General features: G+C 64.5%; 17 protein-coding genes. 10 read left to right on the forward strand and 7 right to left on the reverse strand.

The window, feature by feature from the left end; translation table 11 throughout:
- Window positions 1-31: 31 nt before the first annotated feature.
- A complete protein-coding gene (locus tag HUX88_RS19380; RefSeq protein ID WP_117013575.1) occupies window positions 32-406 on the reverse strand; it encodes a hypothetical protein in 375 nt (124 codons plus the stop codon).
- A 74-nt stretch (window positions 407-480) separates the two neighbouring features.
- Between HUX88_RS19380 and HUX88_RS19385 the strand changes: the two genes are divergently transcribed.
- The gene (locus tag HUX88_RS19385; protein WP_117013574.1) at window positions 481-1,470 is read left to right on the forward strand and encodes a dipeptidase; all 990 of its coding nucleotides are present in this window, start codon (window positions 481-483) and stop codon (window positions 1,468-1,470) included.
- Here the strand turns inward: HUX88_RS19385 and HUX88_RS19390 are convergent, their stop codons facing one another.
- Window positions 1,471-2,019: a TetR/AcrR family transcriptional regulator gene (locus HUX88_RS19390; protein ID WP_229213218.1), complete on the reverse strand. Its 549-nt coding sequence runs from the start codon at window positions 2,017-2,019 to the stop codon at window positions 1,471-1,473.
- Window positions 2,020-2,148: 129 nt separating this feature from the next.
- Between HUX88_RS19390 and HUX88_RS19395 the strand changes: the two genes are divergently transcribed.
- Window positions 2,149-2,721, forward strand: a complete 573-nt coding sequence (locus HUX88_RS19395; RefSeq protein WP_176362824.1) for an isochorismatase family protein — start codon at window positions 2,149-2,151, stop codon at window positions 2,719-2,721.
- A 337-nt stretch (window positions 2,722-3,058) separates the two neighbouring features.
- The gene (locus HUX88_RS19400) at window positions 3,059-3,301 is read left to right on the forward strand and encodes a hypothetical protein (protein WP_147330416.1); all 243 of its coding nucleotides are present in this window, start codon (window positions 3,059-3,061) and stop codon (window positions 3,299-3,301) included.
- 11 nt (window positions 3,302-3,312) lie between these two features.
- Here HUX88_RS19400 and HUX88_RS19405 read toward each other — a convergent pair whose 3' ends face one another.
- Window positions 3,313-5,130: a DUF4153 domain-containing protein gene (locus tag HUX88_RS19405; protein ID WP_176362825.1), complete on the reverse strand. Its 1,818-nt coding sequence runs from the start codon at window positions 5,128-5,130 to the stop codon at window positions 3,313-3,315.
- A gap of 160 nt (window positions 5,131-5,290) precedes the next feature.
- Here HUX88_RS19405 and dapC point away from each other — a divergent pair, with 160 nt between their 5' ends.
- The 3 genes from dapC to HUX88_RS19420 all read left to right on the forward strand — a co-directional run bounded on the left by dapC (window position 5,291) and on the right by HUX88_RS19420 (window position 8,550).
- Window positions 5,291-6,505 carry a succinyldiaminopimelate transaminase gene (gene dapC / locus HUX88_RS19410; protein WP_176362826.1) on the forward strand — a complete coding sequence of 405 codons (1,215 nt, stop codon included), beginning with the start codon at window positions 5,291-5,293 and terminating at the stop codon, window positions 6,503-6,505.
- Between the two features lie 11 nt (window positions 6,506-6,516).
- Window positions 6,517-7,344, forward strand: coding sequence for a 2,3,4,5-tetrahydropyridine-2,6-dicarboxylate N-succinyltransferase (gene dapD, locus HUX88_RS19415; protein WP_117013568.1), 828 nt, complete (start codon window positions 6,517-6,519; stop codon window positions 7,342-7,344).
- A 63-nt stretch (window positions 7,345-7,407) separates the two neighbouring features.
- Complete coding sequence (locus HUX88_RS19420) at window positions 7,408-8,550, forward strand: PilT/PilU family type 4a pilus ATPase (protein WP_117013567.1); 1,143 nt, start codon at window positions 7,408-7,410, stop codon at window positions 8,548-8,550.
- A gap of 6 nt (window positions 8,551-8,556) precedes the next feature.
- Here HUX88_RS19420 and HUX88_RS19425 read toward each other — a convergent pair whose 3' ends face one another.
- From HUX88_RS19425 to HUX88_RS19440, 4 genes are all read right to left on the reverse strand, one after another.
- Entirely contained in the window at window positions 8,557-9,072 is a 516-nt protein-coding gene (locus tag HUX88_RS19425) for a YfiR family protein (RefSeq protein WP_176362827.1), read from the reverse strand.
- The gene (locus HUX88_RS19430) at window positions 9,069-11,033 is read right to left on the reverse strand and encodes a TonB-dependent siderophore receptor (RefSeq protein WP_229219421.1); all 1,965 of its coding nucleotides are present in this window, start codon (window positions 11,031-11,033) and stop codon (window positions 9,069-9,071) included. The genes HUX88_RS19425 and HUX88_RS19430 overlap by 4 nt, the downstream gene beginning before the upstream one ends.
- On the reverse strand, window positions 11,026-12,321 hold the full coding sequence (locus tag HUX88_RS19435; protein WP_229219422.1) for a sensor domain-containing diguanylate cyclase: 1,296 nt from the start codon (window positions 12,319-12,321) through the stop codon (window positions 11,026-11,028). The genes HUX88_RS19430 and HUX88_RS19435 overlap by 8 nt, the downstream gene beginning before the upstream one ends.
- A 184-nt stretch (window positions 12,322-12,505) precedes the next feature.
- Window positions 12,506-13,252, reverse strand: a complete 747-nt coding sequence (locus HUX88_RS19440; protein WP_229219423.1) for a choice-of-anchor J family PEP-CTERM protein — start codon at window positions 13,250-13,252, stop codon at window positions 12,506-12,508.
- 268 nt (window positions 13,253-13,520) lie between these two features.
- Here HUX88_RS19440 and HUX88_RS19445 point away from each other — a divergent pair, with 268 nt between their 5' ends.
- The 4 genes from HUX88_RS19445 to HUX88_RS19460 are packed head-to-tail and all read left to right on the forward strand — an operon-like array spanning window position 13,521 to window position 17,977.
- Window positions 13,521-13,874, forward strand: coding sequence for an arsenate reductase (locus HUX88_RS19445; RefSeq protein ID WP_176362828.1), 354 nt, complete (start codon window positions 13,521-13,523; stop codon window positions 13,872-13,874).
- 2 nt (window positions 13,875-13,876) lie between these two features.
- Window positions 13,877-15,010: a succinyl-diaminopimelate desuccinylase gene (dapE, locus tag HUX88_RS19450; RefSeq protein ID WP_117013564.1), complete on the forward strand. Its 1,134-nt coding sequence runs from the start codon at window positions 13,877-13,879 to the stop codon at window positions 15,008-15,010.
- Window positions 15,011-15,065: 55 nt separating this feature from the next.
- On the forward strand, window positions 15,066-15,953 hold the full coding sequence (prmB, locus tag HUX88_RS19455; RefSeq protein ID WP_117013563.1) for a 50S ribosomal protein L3 N(5)-glutamine methyltransferase: 888 nt from the start codon (window positions 15,066-15,068) through the stop codon (window positions 15,951-15,953).
- Between the two features lie 53 nt (window positions 15,954-16,006).
- Window positions 16,007-17,977, forward strand: coding sequence for an ATP-binding cassette domain-containing protein (locus tag HUX88_RS19460; protein ID WP_117013562.1), 1,971 nt, complete (start codon window positions 16,007-16,009; stop codon window positions 17,975-17,977).
- The last annotated feature ends 1 nt before the right edge of the window (window position 17,978 follow it).

The raw sequence follows: 17,978 nt of genomic DNA on the forward strand, positions 1-17,978 counted from the left end.
AATAGTGTGAATTTAGCGGACAGTATACATGCTAGATGCATTTCCCCCGCAGCTTGGCGATCGGGATGAACGGCAGCGCGAGATAGCCGCCCAGGAGAAATGTCGACTGCCGCTTCAGTCCTTCCGAATGCAGGCAGTCCGGCACTTTCGCCTCGTTGAAGGCGGCGGTCATGATATCGCTGCTGGCGGAGCCGAACACCGGCGCCGCGCGTGGCAGGGACTGCGCCGGAACCTCGGCCGCCAGGGCCTCGGCGATCGCCTTGCGCATCGCGGGATCGACGCGCGCCTCCATCGCCTTAGCATCCACCGGCGCGGCCGCCGCGTCGAGATAGGCATCCTTCTTCCCATCGGCGGCCCAGGCGCCGGGCACGGCCAACAACGATATCAGCAAAACATATCCGCGCATAAGAATTTCATCCCGTGATTAGCCATATGCGCCATTATCATGCAAAAATAGCTAATCTTTTTAAGAAAAAAATTATGATCAACTGGGACGCCCACGCTTGCCTGCCGCAACACCCGCAGGCCGACTTCACGCCGGTTCAACGGCTGCACGCCGCCGGCGTCAATTATGTCTCGCTCAACGTCGGCGGCGACATGAACCCGGTCTCGCAAGTGATGTCCGTGATCGCAGGCTACCGCGCCACCATCGCTTCCGACCCCGACCGCTACGTGCTCGTCTCCAGCGTGGACGACATCATCCAGGCCGCCGCCGACGGCCGCATCGCCATCGGCTTCGACCTGGAAGGCGCCATGCCGCTGCTCGACCAGCCGGAGATGGTGGCCCTGTATGCCCAGCTGGGCGTGCGCCAGATGCACTTCGCCTACAACCGCAACAACAGCGTCGCCGACGGCTGCCACGACCAGCCGCGCGGCCTGACATCGCTCGGCTACAGCATGGTGGGCGCCGTGAACGACGCCGGCATCCTGATGGACTGTTCGCACACGGGGCGCCTGTGCAGCCTCGATATCATGTCCGCATCGTCGCAGCCGGTGATCTTCAGCCACGCCAATCCATACACGCTGGTGCAGCACGGCCGCAACGTCACCGATGAACAGATCCGCGCCTGCGCCGCCACCGGTGGCGTGGTGTGCGTGTCCGGCCTGTCGTGGTTCCTCGGTAAAGAGCATCCCGACGTCGACGACGTCGCGCGCCACGCCGCCTATGTGGCCGATCTGGTGGGCGTGACGCATGCCGGCATCGGCCTCGATATCTGCTTCCAGCAGCCCGGCCTGGACGACACGCCGCCCGGCGCTTTCGACCCAAGTCACTGGTGGCCCGCCTCCGCCGGCTACAGCGCCGGGCACCCGCCGACCTTCACGCCGCCCGAAATCTGGCGCCAGCTGGCCGCCGCGCTGCGCAAGGCCGGCATGACCGACAGCGAGACCGAGCTTGTCATGGGCCGCAACATGATGCGCGTGGCCCAGCAGGTATGGAACAAGCCACAAGCGTTGTTGAAGGCCGCCTGACTATTTGCGCAAACGCGCTTTCAGGTAGCTGACCAGCACCAGCTTGAACTCCGCCACCAGTTCCTTCCGCTCGGCGGCCGCTGCCTCGGCGTACAGGGGATTGAGTCCCTTCACGATTTGTAGCGACACAGTGGCCAGCCGCAGCGCCTCGCCCTCTTCCAATTCCGGCTGTTTCTCCCTCAGCGCGGCGCCTATCCGCGACCGCAGCCGCTGGCGCGCGACCGCGTCGCGCTGATACCCAAGTGTTGCATTGAGCAGCGTGAAGTAGGCCGGGTGCTCATCGAAAAAACCGATCATCAGATCGAAGATCCGGTCCACCAGCGCGGCGATGCTCAGTTGCGACGCATCGGCAATCAGCGTCGTCCAGCGACGCGCCATCTCCTCGCCATAATGCTCGCGCAGCGCCTTCGCCAAAGCCAGCTTGTTGGGAAAATACTGGTATAGCGCGCCAATGGACGAACCGGATTGCTCGGCGATGGCGGTCATGGTGGCGGCATCGTAGCCGGCTTGCGCGAACACGGCGGCGGCGGCATCCAGCATCGCCGCCATACGCTGCTCCCCGCGCAGTTGCTGTGGCTTGCGCCTGTTGGCTTGTTTAATATCTGAGGACATCCTCACATTATAAACGAATCCGACTTATAATTATATGAGGATACCCTCACATTAAAGGAATCAGCAATGAATCTCGAACCATCCAGCACCGCCCTGGTATTGATCGATCTACAGCACAGCAACGTGGCACGGGAGCTGGCGCCGCATACGGCCCAACAAGTGGTGGAAAATGGCGCCCGCCTGGCCGACGCCCTACGCCGCAGCGGCGGCACGGTGGTCTACGTCCGCGTACTGGTCAACGAGCTCCTGCGCCTGCCGGCGGATGTCTCGCTGGCGCGCGATCCGTCCGCGCCGCCACCACCGCCGCAGGCGTCCGAACTGGTCGAGCAGGCCGGCTGCCAGGCGGGCGACATTGTGATCGCCAAACGCCAGTGGGGGGCGTTCCATGGCACGGAGCTGGACCTGCAACTGCGCCGGCGCGGCATCCGCACGCTCATCATGGGCGGCATCGCCACCAACTTCGGCGTCGAATCCACCGCCCGCGCGGCCTTCGACCAGGGCTATGCGATGGTGTTCGCCCATGACGCGATGTCCAGCCTGAAGGCGGAGATGCACCAGTTCGCGGTGCGGAATATTTTCCCTTTCATCGGCCATGTGCGCAGCACCGATGAACTGGAAACGGCACTCCTTAAGCGCTGATCGCCTTGGTGGTGCCGGCAGCAGCGGCCGGCCCGCGTGCGCTCCGTCATCGACTTTCTGATGGAGAGCGTACCGGCAGCCACTGCGCCACGCAAAAGGCCAGCTCCGGCACAATGAACAGCCAAAGCAGCGGCGCGCCCGTGACGGACAGCGCCCAGGTTGGACGAGGATATGCAAGCCTGTCCTTTACAGTCCCGCAACTTTGAATGACCATTGATTACAAAAAATCAATATTACCAATTTGTAATGATGCACTGCGGCAAGCTATATACAATACGATACAGGGAGTTACATAACAGCAATTCTCGGCGTTTAAATATAGCTATCGTTGGACTCCATGATCAACTATCACATTTGTTATAAATTGTTTGAAATCCGTTCGTTCAGCACGAAAAACGAACGGAATAAATGGCAGGGGCGATGGGAGATTTACAGGGACATCAGCAGGATCGATTCAAGCACCGTGGTGACAGAGTTTGAAACATCGACCGAAGCCGGTCAAAACGCCCTGGCGATTTGCTGCCAGCTGATCGACGAGGGGCGCATACGCAACCCGGCACTGCTGGCCACCGGATACTAGCCACGGCCCCCCTATTTGGCAGCCTTGATTGGTTTGCAGTCGCCGGTATCGAACTCCGACTGAAACTGCAAGACCTGGCCGCCCACCTGCAACGCCTTCATGCGCGGCGCGACCAGCGTGTATTGGCCTGTCATCAGCTTCTCCATCAAGGGTTCGCATTTGCTGACGTTCATATCGAGATGGCCTGCGACTACCCACCTGCCATCGGCGCGTTCCTTGATGAGCGCAGGCTCTGAATAGCTGTCGACGTTAACCAGCAGGATTTCCGGCCTGCCGTCTCCGTCGATATCCACCATCATGGCATCGCAGTAGGAGCCGACGCTTGACAGGCATGACGGAATCGCCCGCGCGTCCTCCGGACTCCACTTCTGTGCCACAAAGCTGGCCGGCAGCTTTGCGGAGGCGGGCCACACCTTGACGTTGGCGGCCACCGATATCTGCACAACCTGGCGCTCATTGTGCCAGCGGTCCGTGTCCTTCAGCGCCTTGGCGGCCAGTTCGCGGATCAATGCCGCCTCCGGCCCCGAGGCCTGTTGCGACAAGCGCGCCAGGGCTGCCTGTCCATAACGCTCCCCCTCGAAACGCAGGTAGTGGAAATCGAATTTCGCGGCCTCGGTGCGGCCCTTCTCCAGCCGCGCCACCTGGTTGTTCACCGACAGGCGTGCCGGATCGGCGATCGGCGTGAACAACGCCAGCAGCAGCGCCAGAAAAACGAAGGCCGACGCCACATTCACGTTGGCGATGGCGCACAGCCAGGTCTCGTAGCGATGCGCCGCCCACGCGTAGCCCAACGCATAGCAACCGGCGAGAACCAGGCAGGCGGCGGCGACCACGCGGTCGGCGGTCCAGCCGTAGTCGTACACCCGCAAACCCAGCGCGTAGACGGCGATGGCCGTCAGCGGCAATATGAGCAGCGCGGCCATGCGCGCGCTCACGCGCACCACCAGCGCCGCCTTGGCGCGGCCGTTCTGGAAGGCCGCATTGATCAGGACAATCAGCGCCGCGTCCGCGGCCAGCAGCAGCGACGTCGCATGCCGCGTGGCCCACAGCACATCCAGTCCCGTGAACGGCAGCGCGCACAGGAAACCGCTGACGATCAGCGCCGCCACCGGCAGTATCCACGACAGCAGCACCAGCAGCAGGCTGCGGATGCCGCGCACGATGGCCGGACGCACGTCCGTGACGTGCATCGCGCACGACCAGGCGAAGCACACCACCGGCACCACGAACCACGACTTCTCCATCGCATGCTTGAGGAAGTTCAGCCTCACCATCGAGAACAGGCCGCTGCCCATCAGCAGCACCAGCCACAGCGTGCCGACAAAGAACACCGAGAACATCAGCTGCACCGTCAGCTTCCAGGCTAGCTCGAAATAGCTATCGTAGCTGGCGAAGAAGCGCCTGTCCGCGGCCCCCGCCATCACCATCACGTGGGCGATGTACATGAACACTCCGCCGAAGACCATCACCGGAGCGGAGTGCGGCGCCAAAACGCTCTTCCCAACCTCGCCGGCGCCGCGCCACAAGCCGGCATCCCGGCTGACCGCGTGCAGCGCCAGCACCAGCAGCACGACGGCGGCGGCCAGCATCCACTGCGCCACCTTCTTCGGCGCCATATGGCCCATAGCCGATATCAGCATCGCCGGCAGCAGCACGCCGGCCATCATCAGGGGCGTCATCACATACGGCAGCCCGCCCGGCCACCATGCGCCCTGGTCGGCCCGGTACAGCCAATACAGCAGCGCGCCCTGCATAAGGCCCGTCGCCAGCCGCAGCGCCATCACGCGCCGGCTGACCTGCGCTTCCAACGTCGTCTCGTCTTGTTCCATGCTTTGTCTCTTTGTGAACCGTGGGCCGCAGTATCTCACATGTTTATTATTTGGCATTGGTGGCGAGCCTCCAAAGCGCCACACTACGACGCCCGCGCGGAGGCGCTATAATGGCTGTCTACGCTGTTCTTTTTTCAACGTTCCGCACCCGGTCCGCCAAGTGAATCCACATCTCGACAAGCTGCAACCCTATCCGTTCGAAAAACTGCGCCAGCTGTTCGCGCAGGTGACCGCCAGTCCACAGCACAAGGCCATCAGCCTGGGCATGGGCGAACCCAAACACCCGACGCCGCGTTTCATCCAGCAGGCGCTGATCGACAATGTGGACGGCCTGGCCACCTACCCGACCACCATCGGTTCGGACGCGCTGCGCGGCGCCATCGCCGGCTGGCTGGAACGCCGCTACGGCATCCCCAAGCTCAATCCGGCCACCCAGGTGCTGCCGGTGAACGGCTCGCGCGAGGCGCTGTTCTCGCTGGCGCAGACCGTGATCGACCCGGCCGCCAAGTCGCTGGTCATCAGCCCGAATCCGTTCTACCAGATCTATGAAGGCGCGGCCTACCTGGCCGGCGCCGAGCCGTACTTCGTCAACTCCGACCCGGCCCGCAACTTCGGCTGCGACTACGACAGCATCCCCGCCTCGGTGTGGGAGCGCGTGTCGCTGCTGTTCCTGTGCTCCCCCGGCAATCCGACCGGCGCCGTGCTGACGCTGACCGACTGGGAGAACCTGTTCGCCCTGTCCGAGCGCTACAACTTCATCATCGCCGCCGACGAGTGCTACTCCGAGATCTACCACGGCGACAAGGCGCCGCTAGGCGCGCTGGAAGCGGCCCACACGCTGGGCCTGTCCACCGTCGAGAAGCCCTACGCGCGGCTGGTGGTGTTCAGCAGCCTGTCGAAGCGCTCCAACGTGCCGGGCATGCGCTCGGGCTTCGTGGCCGGCGATGCCGACGTGCTGAAAAAATTCCTGTTGTACCGCACCTATCACGGCGGAGCCATGAGCCCTTCCGTGCAAGCTGCGTCGATCGCGGCCTGGAACGACGAGACCCACGTCGAACAGAACCGCGAAAAATACCGCGCCAAATTCGCCGCCATCACCCCGCTGCTGCAGGAAGTGCTGCAGGTCGAACTGCCGGACGCCGGCTTCTACCTGTGGGCCGACGTCAGCCGGACCGGCCTGTCGGACACCGAATTCGCCCAGCGCCTGTACGCCGAATATAATGTCACGGTACTGCCGGGCAGCTACCTGGCGCGCGACGCCCACGGCGCCAATCCGGGCCGCAACCGCATCCGCATGGCGCTGGTCGCCGAGACGGAGGAAGGCCTGGAAGCGGCGCAGCGCATCGTCCAATTTTGCAAGTCCCTTAACAAATAAGATCGCACATCATGAGCCAACAACTCCAGCAAATCATCGACCAGGCATGGGAAGACCGCGCCAACATCAATCCAGCCAACGGCACCGCCGAACTGCGTGACGCGGTTTCGCACGTGATCGCGGGCCTGGACGCCGGCACCATCCGCGTGGCCGAAAAAACCACCGGCGACTGGGTGGTGAACCAGTGGGTCAAGAAAGCCGTGCTGCTGTCCTTCCGCCTGGAGAACAACGTGCAGATGCCGTCCGACGGCACCATGCAGTTCTACGACAAGGTACCGACCAAGTTCGCCAACTACACCGCCGAGGATTTCGCCAAGGGCGGCTTCCGCGTGGTGCCGCCGGCTGTTGCGCGCCGTGGCTCCTTCATCGCCAAGAACGTGGTGCTGATGCCTTCCTACGTCAACATCGGCGCCTACGTCGATGAAGGCGCGATGGTCGACACCTGGGCCACCGTCGGTTCGTGCGCGCAGATCGGCAAGAACGTCCACCTGTCCGGCGGCGTCGGCATCGGCGGCGTGCTGGAACCGATGCAGGCCAATCCGACCATCATCGAAGACAACTGCTTCATCGGCGCCCGTTCGGAAATCGTCGAAGGCGTGATCGTCGAAGAGAACTCGGTGATCTCGATGGGCGTGTACATCGGCCAGTCGACCAAGATCTACGACCGCGCCACCGGCGAGGTCACCTACGGCCGCGTGCCTGCGGGCTCGGTGGTCGTCTCGGGCAACCTGCCTTCGGACGACGGCAAGTACTCGCTGTACTGCGCGGTCATCGTCAAGCGCGTGGACGCCAAAACCCGCGCCAAGACCGGCATCAACGAACTGCTGCGCGGTATCTAAGCAGGCGACAAGAACCGGGGACTCCACGCAGTCCCCGTTTTTTTTGATACTGAGGAGAGTGCCATGGCCATGGAACGCCTGTTCCAGCTGATGAAGGAGAAGAACGCGTCGGACATGTTCTTCGCGGTGAATTCGCCGGTGCACATCAAGATCAACGGCAACCTGATCCCCATCAACCAGCAAAAGCTCGAGCCGGACAACATCCATTCGCTGCTGTCGGAGATCGCCTCCCCCGCGCAGATGGAGGAACTGGCGGCGACCAATGAGCTGAACATGGGCGTGTCGGTGCCGAACATGGGCCGCTTCCGCCTGTCCGCGTTCAAGCAGCGCGGCACCATCTCCGCCGTATTCCGCTTCGTGCCCGCCACCATACCGGTGCTGGCCGACCTCCAGCTGCCGCCGGTGCTGGCGGACCTGATCATGGAAAAGCGCGGCCTGCTGCTGCTGGTCGGCTCGACCGGCTCCGGCAAGTCCACCACCATCGCCTCGATGCTGGACCACCGCAACGAACTGCGCTCCGGCCATATCCTGACGCTGGAAGACCCGATCGAGTACCTGTTCAAGAATAAGAAATCCATCGTCAGCCAGCGCGAGATCGGCAGCGACGCCAAGGACTTCCACACCGCGCTGCGCAACTCCATGCGCCAGGCGCCGGACTGCATCCTGATCGGCGAGATCCGCGACAAAGAGACCATGGCCGCCGCGCTGGCGTACGCGCAGTCGGGCCACCTGGTGCTGGCGACCCTGCACGCCAACAACAGCTATAACGCGCTAAATCGTATTATCAGTTTCTACCCGATCGAGAACCGCGCCGCGCTGCTGCAGGACTTGTCGTCGACGGTGAAGGCCATCGTCTCGCAGCGGCTGGTCCGCTCGATCAACGGCGGCACGCGCACGGCGGCGGTGGAGGTGATGGTCAACACCCGCTACATCTCGGACCTGATCGAAAAAGGCGAGATCGGCCAGATCAAGGAGGCGATGGAGAAGAGCATGTCGCCCGGTTCGCAGTCGTTCGAACTGGCCTTGCTCAAGCTGGTGCAGGATGGCTTGATCAGCCAGGACGAGGCGCTGGCCAACGCCGATTCGGCCACCAACCTGCTGTGGCTACTGAACAATGGCCCGGACAGCAAGAACGCCCAGGCCGAGCCGGAACCCAAGTCGCCGCCGGACGAGGCCTCGTTCACCGAGTTCACGCTCAACACCTGAGGCGCCCTACTTCACCTCGCGCGCCAGCTTCAACATCTGATAGCTGATCGCCAATCCCCGCCGCCTGGCTTCCGTTTGATTGATGCGGAAGGCCAGGCCGTTCGGTTCGATCACCAGCCCGATGATGGCGCCGCTGCGGAACGACTCCGCGCTGTCGCCCACCACCAGCACCGGATCGTCCGCCAGCACTTCATGCCAGCGCCGCAGGTCGCCGCGCACACCCGCCCCCAACACCAGCAGCTGGCATTGCGGCACGCGCTGCGGCTCGTTCAGCTGCAGCGTGTGGACCGGCACGCCGCCCGGGGTGGCCTGCATCAGCAGGCGCAGGGCGTCCTGCAAGGGCGCGTCGCCCGCCACGCAGTAGGTGAACTCGCGCAGCGGCGGCGGAGGCCATTGCGTCAGCTGGGCGAAGCGGTAGATGAAGGCCGCCTTCAGTTGCAGCTGGTCCTGCCCCGCGCGCGCGGGCGCCGCCAGCGCGGCCAGCACCGGCAGCAGCAGCCAGGCAAGGCGCAAGGGCCTCATAGGCCGAACTGCCTGGTCACCGAGAAGCGCAGCACCCGCCCCTCCTGCCTGAATTGCGGATCGATGCCGGACGGCGCGTCGTAATAGCGCACATTGGCGATGTTGTACAACGAGACCGCGATATCGGTCCCCTGGCCGGGGCGCCACAGCAGGGTGCTGTTGAGCAGCGCATATCCCGGCAGGGCCACGGGTCCGATGGAGCGGCGGCTCTGGCCCAGCACCTGCCACGACAGCCGCAGGCGGTCGCCTTGCAGCGGTTGGCTGTACAGCAGCTTGGCCAGCGCGCGCGGCGAATTGTCCAGGCGACGGCCCGCCGCATCGGTGGTGCGCTGCAGGGACACCGCCGCCTGCAATTGCTGGCCGCCGGTCCAGCGCCGCTCCAGCCCCAGCTCCGCGCCGACGTTGTGTATGGCGCCGCTGTTTTCGAACACCCCGGACTCCTGGTCGATGCTGATCAGGTCACGCAGGCGCGACGCGTACACCGAGGTCCGGTACTGGAAATTGTGATTCAGCGCGTGCTCCCACGCCAGCTCCAGCGTGCGTATCCGCTCCGGCGACGGCAGCGGCGCCCCCTGCGGCGCGTTGACCTGGAACTCGAACAGGTTGGCCTCGCGGTAGGCGCTGCCGTACATCAGCTTGAGCGACGCGTCGGGCACGCCGCTCCAGATCCAGGCCAGGCGCGGATTGGTGTTGGTGCCGCCCACCATGGTGCTGTCGCGGCGCAGGCCCAGCGTCACGCGGTGGGCATCGTTCAGCCGCCAGGAGTCCTGCACGAACAGGCCGCGCCGCCGATTGCGGCCGAAGAAGGCGGCGTCGGGCTCCTCGCCCACCGGGCCGGCGAGGATAGCCTGCGTGCGATCGTACTGGTATTCGAAGCCCGCCATCAATTCGTGGTCGCGCCAGCGCTGGGTGCTGACGCGCAGGTCCAGGTTGTACCAGCGCCCCAGGCCGAGATTGTCGAATTCGAACGTCGTCGCGTCCGGGCGCACGAAGGGGTACACGCTCAGGTAATCGCTGCGCTTGGACGACACGGCGCCGTACAGGCTCCAGTCGTTCCCCAGGTCCCGCTGGTATTCGGCCGACACGAAGTTGTTGTTGTAGATGTTACGGTTCTGGACCATGTGCACCGGCGCCTCCGGCGGCAGGATGGCCGGGCTGCCAAGCTCGCGATGGCTCAGGCCCGCGCGCAGCGTCCAGCCGCCGTAGCGGGCCATCGTCAGCAGGCGCTGGCCCCGGTCCCAGTTCAGATCCTTGTAGGGCGCCTCGTCCTCCGGCTGCACGGAGAACGGCGCGGCGATGCCGTCCTGCCTGAAGGCGCTCAGCGCCAGCCATGCCTCCCAGCCCTGCTCCGAACGGTGGCCGACGCTGGCGCGCACTTCGCGCTTGCGGTCCGAGTCCACGTTGGCCCGCACCTGCAGGCCACCCAGCTTGTCGGTGCCCTTGGTGATGATGTTGACCACGCCGAAGAAGGCGTTGTTGCCATACAGCGCGGAGCCCGGCCCCGGCGCGTATTCGACGCGGTCGATCAGGTCGACGTCGACGAAGAACTCGGAACCCAGCAGGCCGGCGTCGTAGATGTTTTCGTTGACGCGCATGCCGTCGACCAGGAACAGCAGGCGCGCGTTGAAATCGCCCGGCCGCCCCAGGCCGCGCGCGCCGACGTAGCTGAAGTTGCCGTCCCCGGTCACGTACAGGCCCGGCATGCTGCGCAGGATGTCGGCCATGTCGCGCATGCCGTGGCGGGCGATGTCGGTGTCCGTGACCACGTAGGTGACGGACGGCGCCTGCGATGCGCTCTGCGCGAACCGCGACGAGGTGGATTCCTCGATGTCGCGCGTGACGTCGGTGGGCGTCTGCCGCAGCAGCTCCTCCAGGCTGGCCGGCGCCGGCTGCTGCGCCAGCGCGGCCGGGGCGGCCGATGCGCAGCAGAGCGCCGACAGCAGCATGGCGGCCCTACGCATCCGCACGCCGCGCCCTCCTGAAGGTGTTCTTGCCGGCGCGCTTGGCTTCGTACATCGCCTGGTCCGAGGCGTTGAGCAAGTCGGTGGCGTCGCTGGCGTCCACCGGCGCGAACGCCAGGCCGACGGTGGCGCCGATCGGCATCACTTCGCCGCGTATCGTCAGCGTGACGCGCACCGCGTCGATCAGGCGCTGGGCCAGTTGCTCGGCCGCCGCCTGGTCGGGCAGCGCCGGCAGGATCAGCGCGAATTCGTCGCCGCCCAGGCGGCACAGCACATCGCGCGACCGCACCACGCCGGCCATCCGGCGCGACACTTCGCACAGCACTTCGTCGCCGGCGTCGTGGCCATGCTTGTCGTTGACCGTCTTGAAGTTATCCAGGTCGATGAACATCAGCGCCATCAACTCGCCGTGCTCCACGCTCGCCGACAGGTAGCGCTGCAACTCGCCCTGGAAGAACAGGCGGTTGGGCAGGCCGGTCAGGCTGTCCTTGAGCGCCAGGCGCTGGAACTGCTGGCCGGCCTCCTGTTCCTGCTCCAGCTGAAGGTGCAGGTCGGCCTGCCACACTTCGATCCGTTTCAACATGTCGTTGAAGCGTTCGGTCAGGCGGCCCACCTCGTCGCGGCGATGGACGGTCGCGCGCTTGCCGTAATCGCGTTCGCGGGCGATATGCTCGGCCAGGCGCGACAACTCCACCAACGGCGCCAACGCGCGCCGCTGCACCAGCAGCAGGCCGCGCCACGCCACCAGGATCGCCAGCGCGATCAGCGCCGCCGCCACCGCGCTGATGGTCAGCACCGCCATCCGCAGGCCGGCCAGGCTTTCGCGCAGCACCAGCACGCCCACCACCTCCTCCTTCAGGCGGATCGGCTCCCACACTTCCAGCTCCTGCATCGTGACCCTGGTCGCATCAGCCAGCCTGTCCAGCGCGGCCGGCGGCGCGACGCGGGGCGCGGCCGCGCCGCCGGCCTGCCACTGCGCGAACACCGCGCCGGCCGGCGTTTGCACCTGCACCAGCAGCAGGTCGCTGCGGCGGGAAAAGGCTTCGAGTTCGGTCTGCGCGGCGGGACGGTCGGCAAACACCATCATCGGCGAGACGCTGTTGGCCAGCAGTTGCGCGCTCAGTTGCGCCGCATGCACCTGGCGGCCGCGCGCGACGTACCAGGTGGCCGTCGCCAGCAGCACAAAGGTCAGCAGCATGGTCACGCTGAGCAGCTGCAAATTGAGCCGGGTCAGGCGTCGCACCAGCGAATCGGACGGTGGCGCCGGCAGGACTTCGGATTCGGTCATGGGTGCGCGGGGATGCCCAAAATGATATTTCCGTGAAGAATGATATTTATGGAATTGTAATCGTAAAGGACGCGGGAGTGGGGCCGAAGCAGAGGGGGGCGTGGCGGCGCAGCCACCAAAAAAAACCGGCCGCATGAACATCATGCGGCCGGCCTTTGCGCGGCAAGCGTTGTGGGGGTCGCCGTCAGGCGGCGCCCCCGGCTTTCCGGCGGCGGCGCTGCAGGCCGGCCAGCACGCCCACGCCCGCCAGCAGCATCGTGACGCTGCCCGGCTCCGGCACCGCCGAAACATAGCTGAAGTCGTCCACGCCGATGATGTTGGAGTTATCGCCGCTGGGGCCGCCATTCGGCACAAAGTAGCGGAACGCGACACGCCCGTCGATCGGGGCGCTCAGGCCGCTCAGGGTCACCGTGTATTTGGTCCAGTCTTCCGGATAGCCACCGACGCCGACCGTTGGATTGACGGAAAGCAGCATGGTGGTGAAGCTGCCCACGCTGGTGGTGGAACTGCCGACGCCGGTGCCGCTGCCCGTGCTCATGCGGAATTCCAAGCGGTCGGGGTACTCCGAGTTCGGCGTGGTGGTGGTGTAGAAGCTGAATGTGTCGCCGTTGCGCAGACCGGTGATCAGCGGCGAGATCAGCCAGTTGTTGATGGTGCCGACACCACTGCCGACGGAGGTGTAGTTGACCACGGCCATGCCGTCGCCGGCATGAGGCGACACCACGACATCACCGAACTCATCAAGGATGCCCTCCCCCACCGACCACGGATTGCCGGTGGCATTGCGCGTGCTCAGATTTTGGGTGACCCAGCCGGCGGGCAACACGCCGGGTGTGTCGAAACCCTCGACAAACGATGCGTGGGACGAAGTGCTGATGCACAGGAAAGCTGCACTGATCGCAGCCTTGGAAGCGATAGCGGATAGTTTCATAGGTTTGGAAGTTGAAAGAGTCGTCATTTAATTCCAGGAGGAATCCAGCACCTGGGCCAGCTGGCCATGCAGGCCAGTAATACAATCCACAACGTTTCCAATGTAACACTTAAGATTGTATTAAATGACAGGAATGTGACAAAAATTTTAACTTCTTTCAAAAAGTGACCTTTCAACAACGGTCGCGCCGTCGAGCCGGCCATCCGCCTGGCGGTCGCGCCCGTGGTATTCTATTGCTCCTCCGCGCAAAGCACTTCTTCTTCATCCTATGAAAATTACCCTCTACGGCATCCCGAACTGCGATACCGTCAAAAAGGCCCGCGTCTGGCTGGCCGGCCGGCAGCAGGACTTCGTCTTCCACGATTTTAAAAAACAGGGCCTGAGCCGCGAGATCGTCGCCGGCTGGCTCCAGCACCTGCCGCGCGATGTGCTGATCAACAAAAAAGGCACGACCTGGCGCGGCCTGCCGGACGAGCGCAAGGCCGCCATCGTCGACGACGACAGCGCCATCGCGCTGATGCTCGAATTCCCCTCTGTAATCAAGCGCCCGGTGCTGGACAAGGACGGCGACTTCGCCGTCTCCTTCTCCGACGCCCAGTACAAACAAATTTTCGACCTCTGAACATGACTCCATCCAAGACCCTGGCGCTGACCGAAAAGCTGATCGCCCTCTCCTCTGTCACCCCCGACGACAAGGGCTGCCAGCAGCACCTGATCGACCTGCTGTCGCCGCTGGGCTTCGCCTGCGAGGTGATCGAATCGAACGGCGTGACCAATCTGTGGGCGCGCCGCGGCACCACCTCGCCGGTGCTGGTGTTCGCCGGCCACACCGACGTGGTGCCCACCGGCCCGGTCGAGCAATGGCGCTCGGAGCCCTTCAACCCGACCCACCGCGACGGCAAGTTGTATGGCCGTGGCGCGGCCGACATGAAGACCTCGATCGCCGCCTTCGTGGTGGCCTGCGAGGAGTTCGTCGCCGCCCACGCCGACCACAAAGGCTCGATCGCCTTCCTGATCACCAGCGACGAGGAAGGCCCGGCCATCGACGGCACCGTGGTGGTCTGCAATCTCCTCAAGGAGCGCGGCGAGACGCTGGACTACTGCATCGTCGGCGAGCCGACCTCCGACGAGACCCTGGGCGACATGATCAAGAACGGCCGCCGTGGCTCGCTGTCGGGCAAGCTGACAATCAAGGGCGTGCAGGGTCACATCGCCTACCCGCAGCTGGCGCGCAACCCGATCCACCTGGCCGCGCCCGCGCTGGCCGAGCTGGTGGCCGAACGCTGGGACGAGGGCAACGAGTACTACCTGCCGACCTCCTGGCAGATGTCCAACATTAACGCCGGCACGGGCGCCAACAACGTCATCCCCGGCGAGATGGTCATTGACTTCAACTTCCGCTTCTCCACCGCCAGCACCCACGAGGAACTCAAGCGCCGCGTGCACGCCATCCTGGACAAGCACAATCTGCACTACGACCTGAAATGGGCGCTGAGCGGCCTGCCGTTCCTGACGCCGCGCGGCGTGTTGAGCGATGCGCTGTCGGCCGCGATCAAGTCGGAAACCGGCGTCGACACCGAACTGTCGACCACCGGCGGCACCTCGGACGGACGCTTTATCGCTCAGATCTGCCCTCAGGTGATAGAATTCGGGCCTCCCAACGCAAGTATCCACAAGATCGACGAGCATATCGAGCTGCGTTTTGTCGATCCGCTGAAGAATATCTATCGCCGTACGCTGGAAAACCTGCTGGCCTGATGCCTGGCTGGCGGCGCGGCGTGCGCAAACCGATTACTGTTTTACCGAGATAGCCATGAACACGACTCCTTTCACCACGCCGCGCGACCTGTTGCGCTACGCCGTCACCCGCTTCAACACCGCCAAGCTGTTCTTCGGCCATGGCAGCGTCGAGGCCTTCGACGAAGCGGCCTACCTGATCCTGCACACGCTCAAGCTGCCGCTGGACCGCCTGGACCCGTTCCTGGACGCCAGGCTGCTGCCGGAGGAGATCGACGCGGTCATGGCCGTCATCGACCGCCGCACCAACGAGCGCGTGCCGGCCGCCTACATCACCAACGAGGCGTGGCTGGGCACCTACAACTTCTACGTGGACGAGCGCACCATCGTGCCGCGCTCCTTCATCGCGGAACTGATCCCGCAATACTTCGCGCCGTGGGTCAACGAGCCTGAGAACGTGGCCAATGTGCTGGAGCTGTGCACGGGCTCCGGCTGCCTGGCCATCATGCTGGCCGACGCCTTCCCGGACGCGCATGTGGACGCGGTCGACATCTCGGCCGACGCGCTGGAAGTGGCGAAGAAAAACGTCGCCACCTACAAGCTGGAAGACCGCCTGACGCTGATCCAGTCCGACCTGTACGCCAATGTGCCGGACAAGAAGTATGACCTGATCATCACCAACCCGCCGTATGTGAACTCGTCGTCGATGAGCAAGCTGCCGATGGAGTACCGCGCCGAGCCTGAACTGGCGCTCGACGGCGGCAAGGACGGCATGGACCTGGTGCGCAAGATCGTCGCCGGTGCAGCAGAGCGACTGACCGACGACGGCATCCTGATCGTCGAAATCGGCAACGAGCGCGAGTTCGCCGAAGCGGCCTTCGGTGAACTGGGCCTGACCTGGCTCACCACCAGCAACGGCGACGACATGGTCTTCCTGCTGACGGCAGACCAGCTGAAGTTGTAATCCCTCTTTAAGAAGAACAAGAACCAATGATTCGCTTTATTCAAGTAAGCCTGATGCGCGGTATTAAGCCGCTGCTGGAACAGGTCGATGTCACCCTCAACCCCGGCGACAAGATTGGCCTGATCGGCGCCAACGGCGCCGGCAAATCCAGCCTGTTCGCGATGATGCGCGGCGAGCTGCACCCGGACCAGGGCGAGATCGACTTCCCGGCCAAATGGCGCGTCGCTTACGTGGCGCAGGAAACCCCGCCGCTGGAACGCGCGGCGCTCGATTACGCCATCGATGGCGACGTCACCCTGCGCAAGCTGGAGGCGGAACTGGCGCGCCTGGAATCGGAGCCTGAATCGTCCGAGAACGGCATCGCCATCGGCGAGATCTACAGCGCGCTGGCCGACGCCGACGCCTACACCGTGCAGTCGCGCGGCGAACAGCTGCTGCTGGGCCTTGGCTTCTCGATCGACCAGATGCAGCAGCCGGTGGCCAGCTTCTCCGGCGGCTGGCGCATGCGCCTGAACCTGGCGCAGGCGCTGATGTGCCCTTCCGACCTGCTGCTGCTCGATGAACCGACCAACCACCTGGACCTGGACGCGATCATCTGGCTGGAGGACTGGCTCAAACGCTACACCGGCACCCTGCTGATCATCTCCCACGACCGCGACTTCCTCGATGAAGTGGTCAACGTGGTGGTGCACATCGACGAGCGCAAACTGAAGCGCTACTCGGGCAACTACTCGTCCTTCGAACGCCAGCGCGCGGCGCAGATGATCCTGGCCGCCGGCGCGCTGGAAAAGCAGCAGCGCAAGCGCGCCCACCTGGAGTCGTTCGTCAACCGCTTCAAGGCGCAGGCCTCCAAGGCCCGCCAGGCGCAGAGCCGCATGAAGGCGCTGGCCAAGATGGAGGAGCTGGCGCCGCTGCGCGCCGCCGCCGAATTCTCGTTCGAGTTCCGCGAGCCGCTCAGCGCCCCGAATCCGCTGCTGGTGATGGAGGACGTCGACGCGGGCTACAAGATCGAGAACGAGGCAACCGGCGAGATCACCCACAAGACCATCGTCAACAACATCAAGTTCTCGCTGCAGATCGGCCAGCGTATCGGCCTGCTGGGCGTGAACGGCGCCGGCAAGTCGACGCTGATCAAGACCATCGCCGGCGAGCTGTCGCCGCTGACCGGCGACGCCACCATGGGCAAGGGCCTGAACATCGGCTACTTCGCCCAGCACCAGGTGGAGATGCTGCGCCACGACGAATCGCCGCTGTGGCACCTGGCGAAGATCGCGCCGACCGTGCGCGAACAGGAGCTGCGCAACTTCCTGGGCGGCTTCAACTTCCCCGGCACCATGGTCACCAGCTCGATCGCTCCGTTCTCCGGCGGCGAGAAGGCCCGCCTGGCGCTGGCGCTGATCGTCTGGCAGCGCCCCAACCTGCTGCTGCTCGATGAACCGACCAACCACCTGGACCTGGAAACCCGCGAGGCGCTGACCGAAGCGCTGGCGCAGTTCGAAGGCACGCTGGTCGTGGTCTCGCACGATCGCCACCTGCTGCGCGCCACCACCGACCAGTTCATCATCGTCGCCGACGGCAAGCTGCAACCGTTCGACGGCGACCTGGATGACTACAAGGACTGGCTGTTGCAAACCAAGATGGGCAAGGGCACCGACGTGCTGCCCGCCGCCGGCAACGCCAACAAGACCGAGTTCCCGGTGGCCTCGCCGGTCGCGCCGCCGTCGGCCGCGCCGGTGGTCAACACCAAGGAACAGAAGCGCAAGGAGGCGGAAGACCGCCAGCGCCTGGCCACGCTGCGCAAACCGCTGGAGCAGAAGATCAAGCGCCTGGACGAGCAGATCGCCAAGCGCAGCGCGCAGAAAGCCGATGTGGATGCCGCCCTGGGCGAGTCGTCGATCTACGACGCCGCCAACAAGGCCAAGCTGAAACAGCTGCTGGCCGATCAATCCTTCTTCACCAAGGACCTCGGCCAGCTGGAAGCTGAATGGCTGGAACTGCAGGAACAGCTGGAAGCGCTGGCCTAAA

Origin of the sequence: Duganella sp. BJB1802 (assembly GCF_013369445.1) — a bacterium.
Lineage (GTDB): Bacteria > Pseudomonadota > Gammaproteobacteria > Burkholderiales > Burkholderiaceae_D > Rugamonas > Rugamonas vulcania_A.

Bases quoted from the DNA above. Each gene is read 5' to 3' on its own strand.
- HUX88_RS19435 (WP_229219422.1), bottom strand. From the start codon at position 12,321: ATGACCGAATCCGAAGTCCTGCCGGCGCCACCGTCCGATTCGCTGGTG.
- HUX88_RS19385 (WP_117013574.1), top strand. From the start codon at position 481: ATGATCAACTGGGACGCCCACGCTTGCCTGCCGCAACACCCGCAGGCC.
- HUX88_RS19460 (WP_117013562.1), top strand. From the start codon at position 16,007: ATGCGCGGTATTAAGCCGCTGCTGGAACAGGTCGATGTCACCCTCAAC.
- dapD (WP_117013568.1), top strand. From the start codon at position 6,517: ATGAGCCAACAACTCCAGCAAATCATCGACCAGGCATGGGAAGACCGC.
- HUX88_RS19420 (WP_117013567.1), top strand. From the start codon at position 7,408: ATGGCCATGGAACGCCTGTTCCAGCTGATGAAGGAGAAGAACGCGTCG.
- HUX88_RS19380 (WP_117013575.1), bottom strand. From the start codon at position 406: ATGCGCGGATATGTTTTGCTGATATCGTTGTTGGCCGTGCCCGGCGCC.
- HUX88_RS19400 (WP_147330416.1), top strand. From the start codon at position 3,059: ATGATCAACTATCACATTTGTTATAAATTGTTTGAAATCCGTTCGTTC.
- HUX88_RS19425 (WP_176362827.1), bottom strand. From the start codon at position 9,072: ATGAGGCCCTTGCGCCTTGCCTGGCTGCTGCTGCCGGTGCTGGCCGCG.
- dapE (WP_117013564.1), top strand. From the start codon at position 13,877: ATGACTCCATCCAAGACCCTGGCGCTGACCGAAAAGCTGATCGCCCTC.
- HUX88_RS19445 (WP_176362828.1), top strand. From the start codon at position 13,521: ATGAAAATTACCCTCTACGGCATCCCGAACTGCGATACCGTCAAAAAG.
- HUX88_RS19395 (WP_176362824.1), top strand. From the start codon at position 2,149: ATGAATCTCGAACCATCCAGCACCGCCCTGGTATTGATCGATCTACAG.
- HUX88_RS19390 (WP_229213218.1), bottom strand. From the start codon at position 2,019: ATGGCGGCGATGCTGGATGCCGCCGCCGCCGTGTTCGCGCAAGCCGGC.
- HUX88_RS19430 (WP_229219421.1), bottom strand. From the start codon at position 11,033: ATGCGTAGGGCCGCCATGCTGCTGTCGGCGCTCTGCTGCGCATCGGCC.
- HUX88_RS19405 (WP_176362825.1), bottom strand. From the start codon at position 5,130: ATGGAACAAGACGAGACGACGTTGGAAGCGCAGGTCAGCCGGCGCGTG.
- prmB (WP_117013563.1), top strand. From the start codon at position 15,066: ATGAACACGACTCCTTTCACCACGCCGCGCGACCTGTTGCGCTACGCC.
- HUX88_RS19440 (WP_229219423.1), bottom strand. From the start codon at position 13,252: ATGAAACTATCCGCTATCGCTTCCAAGGCTGCGATCAGTGCAGCTTTC.